This window comes from Conexibacter sp. W3-3-2 (assembly GCF_009707605.1).
GTDB lineage: Bacteria > Actinomycetota > Thermoleophilia > Solirubrobacterales > Solirubrobacteraceae > Paraconexibacter > Paraconexibacter algicola.
On sequence record NZ_WLYW01000004.1, the window covers coordinates 55,878 to 67,540 of the forward strand.

At 73.1% G+C, this 11,663-nt stretch carries 13 protein-coding genes and 1 pseudogene; 4 read left to right on the top strand and 10 right to left on the bottom strand.

The features are described 5' to 3' along the window. Positions 1–269 precede the first annotated feature (269 nt). A complete protein-coding gene (locus GKE82_RS26060; protein ID WP_154735811.1) occupies positions 270–458 on the top strand; it encodes a hypothetical protein in 189 nt (62 codons plus the stop codon). 118 nt (positions 459–576) lie between these two features. Here GKE82_RS26060 and GKE82_RS26065 read toward each other — a convergent pair whose 3' ends face one another. The 3 genes and pseudogenes from GKE82_RS26065 to GKE82_RS31830 all read right to left on the bottom strand — a co-directional run. Then, positions 577–807, bottom strand: a complete 231-nt coding sequence (locus GKE82_RS26065; RefSeq protein ID WP_154735812.1) for a hypothetical protein — start codon at positions 805–807, stop codon at positions 577–579. After that, positions 800–1,513, bottom strand: a complete 714-nt coding sequence (locus tag GKE82_RS29490) for a hypothetical protein (protein WP_230317288.1) — start codon at positions 1,511–1,513, stop codon at positions 800–802. Before GKE82_RS29490 ends, GKE82_RS26065 begins: the two co-directional genes overlap by 8 nt. A gap of 718 nt (positions 1,514–2,231) precedes the next feature. Then, a pseudogene (locus GKE82_RS31830) lies at positions 2,232–2,669 on the bottom strand (ParB/RepB/Spo0J family partition protein); the annotation flags it as partial. Positions 2,670–3,004: 335 nt separating this feature from the next. Between GKE82_RS31830 and GKE82_RS26075 the strand changes: the two are divergent. Further along, positions 3,005–3,310, top strand: coding sequence for a hypothetical protein (locus GKE82_RS26075; protein ID WP_154735814.1), 306 nt, complete (start codon positions 3,005–3,007; stop codon positions 3,308–3,310). Positions 3,311–3,320: 10 nt separating this feature from the next. Here the strand turns inward: GKE82_RS26075 and GKE82_RS26080 are convergent, their stop codons facing one another. Genes GKE82_RS26080 through mobF form a run of 3 tightly spaced genes read right to left on the bottom strand, consistent with a single transcriptional unit; the run spans position 3,321 to position 6,927 of the window. Then, positions 3,321–3,692 carry a hypothetical protein gene (locus GKE82_RS26080; RefSeq protein WP_154735815.1) on the bottom strand — a complete coding sequence of 124 codons (372 nt, stop codon included), beginning with the start codon at positions 3,690–3,692 and terminating at the stop codon, positions 3,321–3,323. Next, positions 3,689–4,237 carry a hypothetical protein gene (locus GKE82_RS26085; RefSeq protein WP_154735816.1) on the bottom strand — a complete coding sequence of 183 codons (549 nt, stop codon included), beginning with the start codon at positions 4,235–4,237 and terminating at the stop codon, positions 3,689–3,691. Before GKE82_RS26085 ends, GKE82_RS26080 begins: the two co-directional genes overlap by 4 nt. Beyond that, positions 4,234–6,927, bottom strand: coding sequence for a MobF family relaxase (gene mobF / locus GKE82_RS26090; protein WP_154735817.1), 2,694 nt, complete (start codon positions 6,925–6,927; stop codon positions 4,234–4,236). Before mobF ends, GKE82_RS26085 begins: the two co-directional genes overlap by 4 nt. 259 nt (positions 6,928–7,186) lie before the next feature. On the opposite strand from mobF, the gene GKE82_RS26095 reads away from it, so the two are divergent. After that, on the top strand, positions 7,187–7,843 hold the full coding sequence (locus GKE82_RS26095; RefSeq protein ID WP_154735818.1) for a hypothetical protein: 657 nt from the start codon (positions 7,187–7,189) through the stop codon (positions 7,841–7,843). A 46-nt stretch (positions 7,844–7,889) separates the two neighbouring features. Then, complete coding sequence (locus GKE82_RS26100; RefSeq protein WP_154735819.1) at positions 7,890–8,333, top strand: hypothetical protein; 444 nt, start codon at positions 7,890–7,892, stop codon at positions 8,331–8,333. On the opposite strand, the gene GKE82_RS26105 is transcribed toward GKE82_RS26100, so the two are convergent. From GKE82_RS26105 to GKE82_RS26120, 4 genes are all read right to left on the bottom strand, one after another. Then, positions 8,330–8,707, bottom strand: coding sequence for a hypothetical protein (locus GKE82_RS26105; RefSeq protein WP_154735820.1), 378 nt, complete (start codon positions 8,705–8,707; stop codon positions 8,330–8,332). The two genes, GKE82_RS26100 and GKE82_RS26105, sit on opposite strands and share 4 nt — an antisense overlap. A gap of 71 nt (positions 8,708–8,778) precedes the next feature. Continuing rightward, entirely contained in the window at positions 8,779–9,081 is a 303-nt protein-coding gene (locus GKE82_RS26110) for a hypothetical protein (protein ID WP_154735821.1), read from the bottom strand. An 89-nt stretch (positions 9,082–9,170) separates the two neighbouring features. After that, positions 9,171–9,554 carry a single-stranded DNA-binding protein gene (locus GKE82_RS26115; protein ID WP_154735822.1) on the bottom strand — a complete coding sequence of 128 codons (384 nt, stop codon included), beginning with the start codon at positions 9,552–9,554 and terminating at the stop codon, positions 9,171–9,173. Between the two features lie 1,052 nt (positions 9,555–10,606). Further along, entirely contained in the window at positions 10,607–11,515 is a 909-nt protein-coding gene (locus GKE82_RS26120; protein WP_196189483.1) for a ParB/RepB/Spo0J family partition protein, read from the bottom strand. Between the last annotated feature and the right edge of the window lie 148 nt (positions 11,516–11,663).

Genomic DNA, 11,663 nt, shown 5'->3' on the forward strand with positions numbered 1-11,663 from the left:
GACGGCGGGCCCGGGAGGTGGATCCCCGGGCCCGCCGCGGTGACGGAGGAGGCGCAGCTTCGCGACGGGCGAGGTCGACAAACTGCTGACGGAGACGCACGAACGCCGGAGATGCCGCCGGGCGCTCGGGATCGTCCGCTGAAGTCACCGCTCTACCTATAGAGCGCCAACGGCCCGGTCTGTGACGACACCGGTCGCACGTGGCGTGTCAACGCTCACGCTAGGGGCGGTGTCCTGCCGGGCTCGTAGCCTTGCCGGGCATGGGCTCGGTGGTGGATCTGACAGCGGTGCGCAAGGCGCGCGCTCAACGCGACGCCGATCTCCTGCGCCGCCTGCTGCAGACCACGCACGAGATCCAGCTCGCGGTCGCCTCCCGCCGGCGCGATCGCGCACGCCTCCGTCTCGAGCACGCGCGCACGATGCGTCGGCTGGGGCGCGAGCAGGCCCGCAGCGCCTAGCGCGCCGCGGACGCCCGGCGCAGCTGGACAGCGAGGTCCTCAAGCGGACCCGGCAAGTCGCTGCTCGGGCTCACGGCCAAGAGGAGCCGCGAGCCCGTGACTCTGTGACGGGCGCGGATCAGACGAGCGTCCCGGGCGGTCCGGTGCACTCGCGGTAGCGGGCGTTGGCGACGACCGCCCAGCAGGCCGCTTCGTGCCAGCAGCGGGTCTCCTGCGCCGGGTCGAAGGTGGCGAGGTCCTCGTCGTCGAAGACGTCCAGGATCACGCCGTCGGGCGAGTAGATGACGAACTGCAGGGGCCGCCGGCGGACGGCCCCCTCAGTCGTCTGAACGCGCGAGCGCCTAGCCATCGCTACCGGACTCCGGATCGCCCTCGGGCTCCTCCTGCGGCGTCGCGTCATTGGCCGCGGCCGCGGCGGCGGCGTCCTTGTGGGCCTTGGCGATCGCGCGCAGCTGACGGTCGGCGTCGTAGCGCTCGACGGTGTAGGTGTCGAAGCTTTCGGCGACCGCGGCCTGCGCGGCGGCCAGCTGCTCGGGCGTGACGTCGGCGGGGTCCTCGATCGCCGTCACCGCGCGGACGACCTCGCGGGCCTCCTCGCGACGGGCCCGCCGGGCGGCCTGCTCCTCACGCTCACGCACCGCGTCGGCGACGCGCTCCTGCAGCCGCTCATCGCCCGGGAGTGCGGCGAGGGCGTAGCGCTCGAGGATCTCCGGGACCTCGTCGGCCCACGGCAGCCCGGCCGGCCGCACGCTCTTGAACGACCGGCTGCTCTGCGCGACCGCGCGCTCGTCGGCGAACCACGCCATCACGACCAGGGCGATGCACCGCCCGGCGTGCTCGCCGGGGGTCTTCGCGCCGGCGAGGTACTCGCGGGCCTTCACGGCGGCGGCGCCGCTGTTGGGCAGGTAGGTCCGCTTGAGCTTGCCGCCCTTCGTGGCCTCCTCGGTCACCCAGCCGGGGAAGCCGTAGCGGGCGCCGCGCAGGGCGAGGTCGCCGAGGTCGGCGCCGAGGTCGATCGTGGACAGGACGCGCATGGCGTCGACGTCCAGCTTCACGCGGGACAGCTTGTCCACGATCGCCCGGCCGAGCCGATCGTTGAACGCGCAAGCCTCCTCGCGCTCGGCCTGCTGCAGCGCACGCTCGGCAGCGGCCTGCGCCTTGCGCTCGGCCTCCGCCGCCGCGGGGTCGACCTCGTCCTGCGCGAAGTCGGGCGTGTCGCCGTCGGCCGCCGCGCGCGGCGGCCTGCTCCGCGAGCTCGGTGCTGCGCTTGTGCTGCTCCTTGCGCTGCTTGAGCGCCGCGGCGATCACGTCGCCGACCAGCTGCGCCATGACGTCGGCGCCGAGGATCAGCCCGCGGTGCTCGCTGCCGAGCGTCGCGTTGAGCGCCTGCGCCGCGGCGAAGCTGCCGAGGCTGAGGTTGACCCCTGTGGGCCGGGAGCCGGTCAGCTTCTCCAGCTGGTCCAGCTGCTTGACGGTCTTGGCGTCGAGGTCGAGCCCCTCGAGGAGCACGAGGCCGGGCGTGGCGTAGATGCCGGCAGGCAGCTCGTCGGCCTCGGCGAGGACCTCGGCGGGCCGGGCGAGCGCCTCGTCCCACGGCCACGGCTCCGGGCCATCCTTGGACTCCATGACCTCGCGGACGAGCGCGGCCGCGGCGGCGGTCGAGGCCTTCGCGAGGGTGCGCAGCCCGGCGACGGCGCCGAGCGGAATGCTCCCGTCAGCGAACTGCTCGTGCAGGTCCACGGGGAGGTCCAGCAGCTGCAGGTGCTGGCGGACGTAGGCCTGGGAGCGGCCGAACCGCAGCGCGATCGCCTTGACCGACCGGCCGCCTTGGCGCAGGCGGCGGTAGGCCTTCGCGCGCTCGAGCGGGTTGAGGTCCACGCGCAGCTCGTTCTCGATCAGCGCGTCCTCCAACCGGTCCTCCTCGTCCTGCGCCTGCGTGACGATCACCGCCGGGATCTCCGTCAGGCCCGCCTCCTGCGCGGCGGTGAGGCGGCGGTCGCCGGCGAGCAGCTCGTAGCCGCCGTGCGGGTGCACGGTGACGCGGATCGGCTGCAGCACGCCGCGCTCCTGAATGGTGAGCACGAGGCGGGTGAAGTCGTCGTCGCGCACGACGTCCGTCCGGGGGTTGAAGCCGTCGGCGCGGTGCACGTCGGCGATCGCCACGAGGGCCTGCTCGACGGGGACGGTCTGGCTGTTCTGCTGGGGGCTCATGCCCACTCCCTCTCGGGTCGGTGGACCGCCCGGGTGGCGGTCCGATCCCCAACCACCCGCACGCCCCCTGGGGCGTGCAACAGTGGGCCGGGGTCGGACCGCCGACCGGACGGGGCTCCCCTCTCGCCTCTCCTCCCGCCCTGTCGGCTCGTCGTTCCCCCTGCTACCTTTGCGCCAGATTCCGGCGTCTCACCGGGTAGGCGTGGCGTCAGGGCTGACGGTCACGCGGGGACCTTGGCCCGCGACGAGCGGTCCGTCTACGCAGCGCGCACGGAGGCACTCACGTGGAAGTGCGATGGCACGGCCGCCTGGTCGGCGAGCTGCACGACGGAACCATGAGCCTCACGGGCGAGCTGCAAGCTCGCCCCCACGACGACCCGCTCGTGCTGTGGGCCAGCGTCGTTGCTCGGCATGCCGCGGGCGCGCGCCCGGCTGGTTCGGCCGATCTGCACGACGTCTTTCGCGCGGCGCGCGAAGAGCTGCTCCCGGCCCGGCCGTTGGTCGACGCGCTGCGCCGTGAGCCGGACGTGGCCGTTCTCGCGCGCGTGCTGACGTTGCCGGTCGAGGTCCTCGAGGACCGGCTCGGCGACATGGACGTCGCGCTGCTGCGCGCGCAGCGCCTGCCCGGGCTGGACTCGTAGGGCGCGCTTGTCAGGTGAGCGTGTCGATCGCGGCGAGGTTCTCGTCGTGCACGAGGACCCGTAGCTCGGCGCCGGCGGTGCGGGCTTGGTCGACGAGGACGCCGTAGTGGTCCAGCAGGCAGCGTTGGCGGGCGGCGCAGACGGGGATCTCGTCGTGGCGATGGACCGCGGTGATGGTGCGGGCGCTGGTCTCGTCGGGGAGATAGAGGTGGGTGGCGTGCGTGGACTGGCGGGGGTGGCCGAGGTAGGTGGAGTGCAGCTCGATCGGGGCGTCGGCCAGGACGGTTTCGAGAGCGACGGTGTGCGGGCTGGTGTGCGCGATCGTGGTGGTCGCGGTGTGCTCGTGGCCGTCCAGGACGACGGCGATCTCAAGGCGGGTCATCGGGTGGTCCAGTCGTCGGGGGCGGCCTGCGCAGTGAGGTTGTCCGGGTTCTCGCGGGCGCGCTGGTCAAGCCAGCCGGCGTAGCGGCGCAGGCTGTCCAGCCACGCCAGCTCGACGGTCGGCTCGGCGCTCGCGCCGGCGTCGATCCGCCCGCGCCACTCGGCGAGCGCGAGCAGCCCGTCGCGCGCGAACCGGTCCTCGGTCCAGTCGGCGGGGAGCCGGTGCAGTTCGCGGGCGTAGTCGGTGCGGAGTTGCTGGGCTCGCGTCCAGGCCTCGGCGCGCCAGGGGCGGCCGCGGTCCATCTCAAGCCAGCCGGGCAGCTCCCCCTCCTCCCCTTCACCGGCCGCGGTGGGCCGCGGCCGGGCCGCGGGCGACGCGTCGCCGTCGGTCCCCGATGGGAGGGCGCCGTGGAGGAGGAGGTCGCAGAGCAGCTCGTTGGCGACCGTGCCGTACGGGCTGTTGCGCTGGGCGGCGAGCAGCTCGAGCTGGTGGAAGACGTGGAGCGGGAGGGCCACGGTGATGCGTTTGCGCTCGGGGGCGCTCATAGGTCGACTCCGGGGATCGGGACGGTCGGATCAAAGGTCTCGTCGGGCAGCACGAACGGCGACTGGCCGGCCAGCGGCTCGAGCCGCGGCGCGACCGGCGCCGAGTAGGCCGACGCGAACGTCACGGTCGGCGCCGGCGCCGCCGGGACCGTCATGGAGGGGATCTGGGCGTTGCTGGTGGTCATCGCGTCGGCGAGCCGCTCGATCCGCTCGGGGTCCTCGCCCGCAGTGCCGAGGTCCTCGCGGCTGACGTGCCAGTCGCTGCCGTGCCGCGCACGGCTCGCTTCGACGTAGGCGGCTTCGCGGCTGGTCTGCCAGCCGCCGGTGACGATCACGGCGCGGTCGACGGTGGCGCCCTGCTGGCGGTACACGTGCCCGGCGTACGCGAGTCGCAACGCGCCGACGTCGTCGCCGGCGACCTCGACGTGTCGCTCCGAGCCGTCCACGGTGACGAGCGCGCGGCCGCCCGGGTCGATCGCGGCGACGGTGCCGCGGGTGCCGTTCTCGATCCGGTCCTCGTCCGGGACGCGCTGCGACTCAGTCCACGCGACCCGGTCACCGGCCCGCAGGCCGTAGGTCGGTGTCGCCTCGTCGACGGCCGGGATCCGCAGGACCTCGTCGCCGAGCTCGCCGCGCTGGGCCCGAAGGTGTTGGACGCGGGCGTTCATGGCGTGGATCTCGGTGTTCGGCCCGTCGGTCATCAACGCCACTCCCGGAAGCCCGTGCTCGACCTGGAGCACGTCGTAGCGCTGCACGGCGGCCTCGATCGCCTCCTCGCGGGTGTCGGTCATGTGCAGCTGCTCGCGCGCGAGGTAGTGCGCCATCGCCGGCGCGGGATCTCCGTCACGGAGCTGCCGCCACGCGCGCCTCTCCGCGGAGTCCTGGGTGCGGCGTACCTCGGTCAGCTCACGGGTCGGGGCATCCCGGGTGAGCTGGTCGAACATGCCGCCCGGGCCGATCGACGGGAGCTGCTTGCCGTCGCCGACGAGCACGAGCTTGCCGCCACCCTGCTTGACGACGTCGACGAGCGCGGCCAGTCGTTCGGTATCGACCATGCCTGCTTCGTCGACGAACACCGTCGTGTGCTCGTCGACGACCTGCATGCCGAAGTCGGCCATCGTCGTCACGGCGTCGATCGTCTTCGTCTGCCCCTGCAACGAGGGCGAGTCCTCCCCCAGCCGCTGCGCCGTGGCGCCCGCCACCGCAAGGCCCATCACCTTGCGCCCGGCGGCTTCCTCGGTGCGGACCGCGGCGTCGATCACCACGCCCTTGCCCGTCCCTGCCTGCCCGACGAGCGCCGCGACGCGCTCCGGCCCGGTCAACGCGCGGACGGCGTCCTGCTGCTCCTCGCTGAGCTGGATCCCGCGCTGCTCGGCCACGCGCCGCAACGCGGTCTCCCGCGCCCGCTCGGGGATCCGCACCCCGGCCTCGCCGGCCAGCTCGCGAGTCGTCGCGACGAGCCGCTCCTCCCGGTCACGGACCAACGCGGTGGTCATGCGTCCGTCCTCGAGCTCCACCAGCTGCCCGGCCTCGCGCAGCTCGTCCAGCGCGCGCAGCGCGCGATCGGGGTCCATCACGCCGGCGGCCTGCTCCAGGGCGACGGCGCGCACGACGTCGGCGCCGACGATCGCCCGATCGGCCGTCGCGTGCTCGAGCACCCGCTTGGCCCATTCGCTGTCGGTGCCGACGAGGCGGCCGCCGCGGCGCGGCTGCATCGCGACGGCCTGCCGCGCGCTCATCCCGGCGTCCTTAGCGGTCTGCTCCCAGTGCGCTTCAAGCTCGGGCCGGGTCTGCGCCTTCTTGGCCTCACGCGAGGACACCTTCAAGGTGCGCAGCTCGTCCTCACGGGGCTCGCGGCCGTTGGCGGCGCGGAACGCGTCCATCGCCTGCCGCACCTCCCGGGACCGGGCGCTGAACGCGTCGATCGCCTCCGCCGGCACGCCGGAGATCTCGAAGTACCGCTCGCCCTTCCCCGTGCCGGTGTCGAGCTTGTACCCCGCGTCGACGAGCTCCTTCGCAAGCGCCGCCCGGTAGAACGCACCACCCTCGCGCGCGGCACGGAAAACGGGCCGCGACCGGACGGCCGCGACCTGGCCATCCTTCCTGACGACGCTGGTGATCCACACGTGCGAGTGCAACTGCGGATCGGGCAACCGGCCCTCGACGCCGCGGGCGGTGGTGTGCATGAACTCCGCCGCGAGGAGATCCCCGGCGGTGTCCGGGACCGAGCCGGCGCCGCCGCCCTCCCACCTGGTCGTCAGCTCGACGGAGCGGCGGACGTGCTCGACCGCGGCGGAAACCGCGCGGCCGTGACAGGCCTCGAGAAGCTCGCGCTGCGACGCCCCGCCGAGAGCGTGAAGGACGCTCACCGACTTCGGCGCGCTGAACGTCGCATCCAACCCCGACGACCTCGTGCCGTCAGGCCCGGCGCGGCGCAGCCAGTCGTCGTCCTCTCCCCCGGGCCGGCGCCCGGTCACCAACGCTTGCAACGCCCCGCGTTGGACGTCGGCGCCGGGATCGATCCCCAGCGCCTCCAACGTCTGGCTGCTGGCCAGCCACCGGCCCGGAGCTTCCGCAGGGGCGCCGTCGCGGCCGAGGTAGTAGTCCCCCGCTTCGCGGGCGACGGCCTTGCCGTCCAGGTAGTCGACGTAGCCTTCGGCGTCGTCGGCACCGATGCTGTGCACGGTCATCACAGTGACCGAAAGCGTAGCGAGTGAGCGCAGCGATTCGCTGCGATTCCACGTAGTGCATCTAGTCTGCTGGAAACTTTCGCTCTGCGAAAGACCTCTTCGGTTCGGAGAACCTGGAGGTGGTCGCCCTCTGGGCGACCTGCTGTTTCAGGGCCGGGCGCAGCCCTGGTCCTGGCTGTTCTGCGGTGGCCGTTCTTGGCTTTTCCGTGCCTGCCTGGGCTGGCGCGGACTCGTTCTAGGGGTGAGACTCTCGGGTCTCGTGGGCGACCTGTTCGATCTGGATGGCCTGAAGCCGGCTGGAGTCGGTGAGGACGGTCTGCGTCGCTGGTGGGTGACGATCGACGGGGTGTCGTGGCGCGGGAAGGTGCTGGCCCCGCCCGGGCTCGGGGCCGCGGGCGTGCTGCGCGAGCTGAACGCGTTGGTCTCCCGCGAGGGGTCTCGCGCCGCGGCCGAGCGGCTGCGCGAGCCGACCCGGATCGGCGCCGACTCGGTGTCCGCCGAGAGGCCCTCGCCGACACCTCGCCCAGGCGCACCGGGCGCGTTCGTCGTGTGGTCGGAGCGTGGGTGCTGGTGGTCTGCGTCGTGGACGCAGCTGCGCCCGTGGGTTCTTCAGGGCCTGTCCCTGCGAAGTCGCGAGCTGCTCGCCGGCAAGCTCCCGGATCTGCAGCGCGTGGGCGCGGTGATCGCCCCGGACCGCGCCCGTGGCTGGCCGGGTGTCGCGCATGCCCACCGGGTCGACCCCGGCGTCTCCCCCACGCTGCTGGCGATCGCGCGACATCCGGCGCGACCGTCGCTCGCGGTGATGGGGCCCGCGGCCGCGGTGCGCGCGAAGCTCGACCCGATGGCCGCCCTCCCTCACGTCACGCTCGAGCACGTCGACGCGCTGCGAGAAGCGGCGGGCTCCCCAGCCGACTAGCCCGTGGCGGGTCGTCTCCCGCGGGGATCGGTGGCAGGCTTGCGGGATGCACGAGTTCGTCGCGTTCGCGGAGACCGGGTGCCTGCGCGACCTGAGCACCGCGACGGATCACGACAGCACCAGCGACGAGCTGCCAGTCGCCCCGGCAGCGGCGGTCGCCGAGTGGCTGCGCCGGGAGCCCTGCGCGGTCTGCGGCCAGCGCGGCTGTGTCGTCGTCGAGCGCGTTAGCGTGTCCCGCCTGAACGAGGCGACCGACGATGCCGAGGAGATCGACGAGTACACGCCGCCCGTGTGCCCGTACTGCGGCGGCACGGGGACCGACGAGAAGAGCGGTGTCCTGCGGATCCCCGCGTCCGGGCCGCCTGGCGCCCAGCTCGTCAACCCGCAGGCGGGCCTCCCCGCCGACGTCGAGGCCCTCCGCGCGGAGCTCGGTCGCGAGCCGTGCACGGTGTGCGACGGCGCCGGAGGGCCGATGAGCCTGTGGGGTTAGACCGTCAGGGCGACCGCGGCCGCCGCGCGGTCGTCGACGTCGGCCGCGAGGGTGCCGGCATGGTCGGCGACGTGGGCCTGGAGGGCGGCGAGGTGGTCGTAGAGCAGGTGCTCCCGCGCGTGCGTCAGCGGGAGCGTCCCGGCTTCGCGCTCGTCGGTGTGGGTGCGGATGTCCCCCGGGGCCATGAGCACGTGAACGATGTGCGTCGGGGTGCCCTGCCGGCCGACGTAGGTGCTGCTGACCTCCAGGCCAAGGGCCGGGAGGCTCGTGGTGAGCGTGGCGACCCACGGCGGTCCCTGATCGGCGACGACGGTCGAGGCGCGCACGGCGCGCCCGTCGATCGTGAAGCGGAGAGGAAGGGGGCGCTGACGCACGGGCGGTTGACCGTAGCGCGCCGCCCGGCGCACCCCAAGAGCCCCGACGCGCAGGGCGCCGGGGCCGGCTGCTACTCGCCGAGGTACTCCGGCGTCTTGCAGAGGATGTGGAAGAACTCCCCCGGGGTGCCGTTGAGGCTGGTGAGCGGCTGCTCGCCGCGGAAGCGGTCCTCGCCGTACCAGGCGCGCACCTGGTAGCCGGTGAGCTGTCCGGCCTTGTAGGCGGCCTGGCGCTGCTCGCTGGTCATGGCGCAGAGCTGGGTGTACTCCTCCTGCTGGGTCGCGCGGCGGATCGCCTGCTGCAGGAGGACCTGGTCCATGGCGGTCATCGCCGGCGCGGTCGGGATGCGCTGTTGCTGGGTGTTGCGGGGCATCGGGTTCGTCCCTTCGCTTGAGGTTCTCTGGGCTGGTGCTGCTGGGGCCCGTCCGCGCGGGGGCGGACGGGCTGCCGTTCCTGCTGGGCTCAGAAGGGGATGTCGTCGTCCCCGGGCGTGTGGTCGCGGTCCCCGTCCGGGGCCGGTGCCGGCGCGTCGTCGTTGCCGCGGGGCTTGGCGCCGTACTCGAGGTCGACGCCGTGGACCTCGACGGAGGTGCGGGTGTTGTCCTCGCGGTCCTTCCAGGTGCGGAGCTTCAGGCGGCCGGTGAAGGCGACGGCCTGGCCCTTGACGAGGTGCTCGACGGCGGCCTCGGCGGCGCGCTCCCAGAGGACGAGGTCGACGTAGATGGTCTGGTCGCGCTCGCCGCGCTGGTCGCTGGCGACGCTGAGCGTGGTGACGCTCTTGCCGCTCTGGGTGGAGCGCAGCTCCGGGTCGCGGGTGAGGCGGCCGTTGCCGGTGATGGTGATCATGAGTGGACTTCCCTTCTCCCGGTGGTCCCCGGGGCTGTGGTGGTTGCTGGTGCCGAGTTCGACCGGCCTCGGGCGGGTTGTGCGCGAACGCACGCGCCAGCTTCAGCGCGGTCGGCGCAGCCGACAGGCCGCCGTCGTGGACCTGTGCGGGGCCGGCCCGTCAGGGCCGCTTGGCCGTCGCGCAGCGACGGTGCCCCGCTGGGGCTCTGGACGGTGGCCGGGAGCGGTGAAGCTGGAGCGGCGGATTGCGCGCGGCCCGTTAGAGGCCGGTCATGCTCTGCGCCTGCTGAACACCACATCTCGGGGGCTGCGGAAAGGAGGAGCCCACCCTGATCGCCACGGGCGAACGTCCGCGGCCTGACGGCCGTGTTCGCTCCCCCTCTGTGGCGTCGTGTCGGTGCTGGCGTCCATGCCGGTGAACCCCGGTGAGCCGGGTAGACCGGTCCCCTCCCCCGCCTTTTGGCGCATCGGCGCTTGTCGCTGGCGTTGGGTGCGCGGGGCGTCCCGGACGGTCGGCCCACCGGTCAGCCGACGCTCTCGTGGTGGGTGCCGGGCGTCGCTCGTCACGCAGGCCCCGGGGCGCGTCGTGCCCGTCCGCAGGAGCGTGGCTCGACGCTGCGGCGAACCCTCTTCCTTTTCGTCCTTGAGACCGTTCGAGGACGGTCGTCGTGGCTACCGTTCCGCGCGGAACGGTGCGGTCATCTGGTGGCGTAGCGGCGCTGTTGTCGCCGACCGTTCCCCGGGGAACGGTGCGCCTGTCGGGGTCGCGTGGGCGCTTGCGTTCCGCGCGGAACGGTGCGCTGTCGCGGTGCCTGGCTGGCGATATGTGGAGCGCGCGTTCCCCGGGGAACGGTCGCGCCTTGTGGCGACAGCCGGGCAGTCGGCGCGGGTCGCGTTCCCCGGGGAACGGTCGACGTTTTGGCGGTCGCGTTCCCCGGGGAACGGTGGCGTTGGCGGAGGCCGTGGAGGAGCCCTGCGGAGCTTCGCGTTCCCCGGGGAACGCGGGGTGCGGGGAGGCGTGTACGGAGGGACCGTTCCCCGGGGAACGGTGGCTAGTCGGCGGGGAGCTTGGCGCCGGCGGCGGTGGCGAGCTGATGGGCGGCGTCGAGGTCGGGGAGGGTGATCGTGACGCCCTTCTTGGTGACCTTGACGGCGACGTTGTGGCCGGCGACGGCGAGGGCGTCGACGAGGGTGTCGGCGGCGGCTTGGCTGTCGGCGGCGTCGGCGCGTTCCTTGCGGGTCTGGCGTTTGCGGTTGGGTCGGGCGCTGAGTTCGTTGGCGGCGTTCTCGAGGGTGCGCTTGGACCAGCCGAGTTCGACGGCTTGGCGGGCGAGCCGTTTGCGCTGGTCGTGGTCGTCGATGGTGAGGAGGGCGCGGCCGTGGGCGAAGTCGAGGCGGCCGTCGTCGAGGTATTCGAGGACGGTGTCGGGGAGGTCGAGGAGGCGGATGCGGTTGCTGACGGTGGAGCGGCTGACGCCGGTCCGTCGGGCGGCTTCGTCCTTGGTGATGTCGAGGTCCTCGACGAGGGTGGCGTAGGCGCGGGCTTCTTCGATGGGGGAGAGGTCCTGGCGGGCGACGTTCTCCATGAGCGCGTCGGCGAGTTCGGCGCCGTCGTCGGCGCCGTCGACGAGGATGATCTCCAGCTCGGTGAGGCCGGCGAGCTTCGCGGCGCGCAGGCGGCGTTCGCCGGCGACGAGGATGTGGATGCCGTCGGCGTTGGCGTGCCGGGCGACGGGGGGCTGCAGGACGCCGCGGGCGGCGATCGACTCGGCGAGCAGCTGGAGTTTCTCGGGGTCGAAGTGCGTGCGCGGGTTGCGCGGGTTGGGGGCGACCTTGTCGATGGCGACGGTCTGCAGGCGCTGGCTGCGGCTGAGGGCCGCGAAGGTCTTGGCCGGGGTGCGGCCTTCCTGGCCGGCGCGGGCTTGCTTGATCGTGGGGAAGGCGGGCTTCTTGGAGGCCATTAGCTCTGCTCGTTGAGGTCGCGGTTGTGCTGGAGGAGCCGTTCGAGGATCTCGGGCTTGGAGAGGCCTTCGCGGATGAACATGTGGATGACCTCGGCCTCGCTTGTCCGGTAGCCGTCGCGTCGGAGCGCTTCGATGGTCTCGGTGA

Coding starts and splice junctions, on each gene's coding strand:
- mobF (WP_154735817.1), bottom strand. CDS start 6,927: ATGACCGTGCACAGCATCGGTGCCGACGACGCCGAAGGCTACGTCGAC.
- GKE82_RS26115 (WP_154735822.1), bottom strand. CDS start 9,554: ATGATCACCATCACCGGCAACGGCCGCCTCACCCGCGACCCGGAGCTG.
- GKE82_RS26085 (WP_154735816.1), bottom strand. CDS start 4,237: ATGAGCGCCCCCGAGCGCAAACGCATCACCGTGGCCCTCCCGCTCCAC.
- GKE82_RS26065 (WP_154735812.1), bottom strand. CDS start 807: ATGGCTAGGCGCTCGCGCGTTCAGACGACTGAGGGGGCCGTCCGCCGG.
- GKE82_RS26080 (WP_154735815.1), bottom strand. CDS start 3,692: ATGACCCGCCTTGAGATCGCCGTCGTCCTGGACGGCCACGAGCACACC.
- GKE82_RS26120 (WP_196189483.1), bottom strand. CDS start 11,515: ATGGCCTCCAAGAAGCCCGCCTTCCCCACGATCAAGCAAGCCCGCGCC.
- GKE82_RS26100 (WP_154735819.1), top strand. CDS start 7,890: ATGCACGAGTTCGTCGCGTTCGCGGAGACCGGGTGCCTGCGCGACCTG.
- GKE82_RS26075 (WP_154735814.1), top strand. CDS start 3,005: ATGAGCCTCACGGGCGAGCTGCAAGCTCGCCCCCACGACGACCCGCTC.
- GKE82_RS26110 (WP_154735821.1), bottom strand. CDS start 9,081: ATGCCCCGCAACACCCAGCAACAGCGCATCCCGACCGCGCCGGCGATG.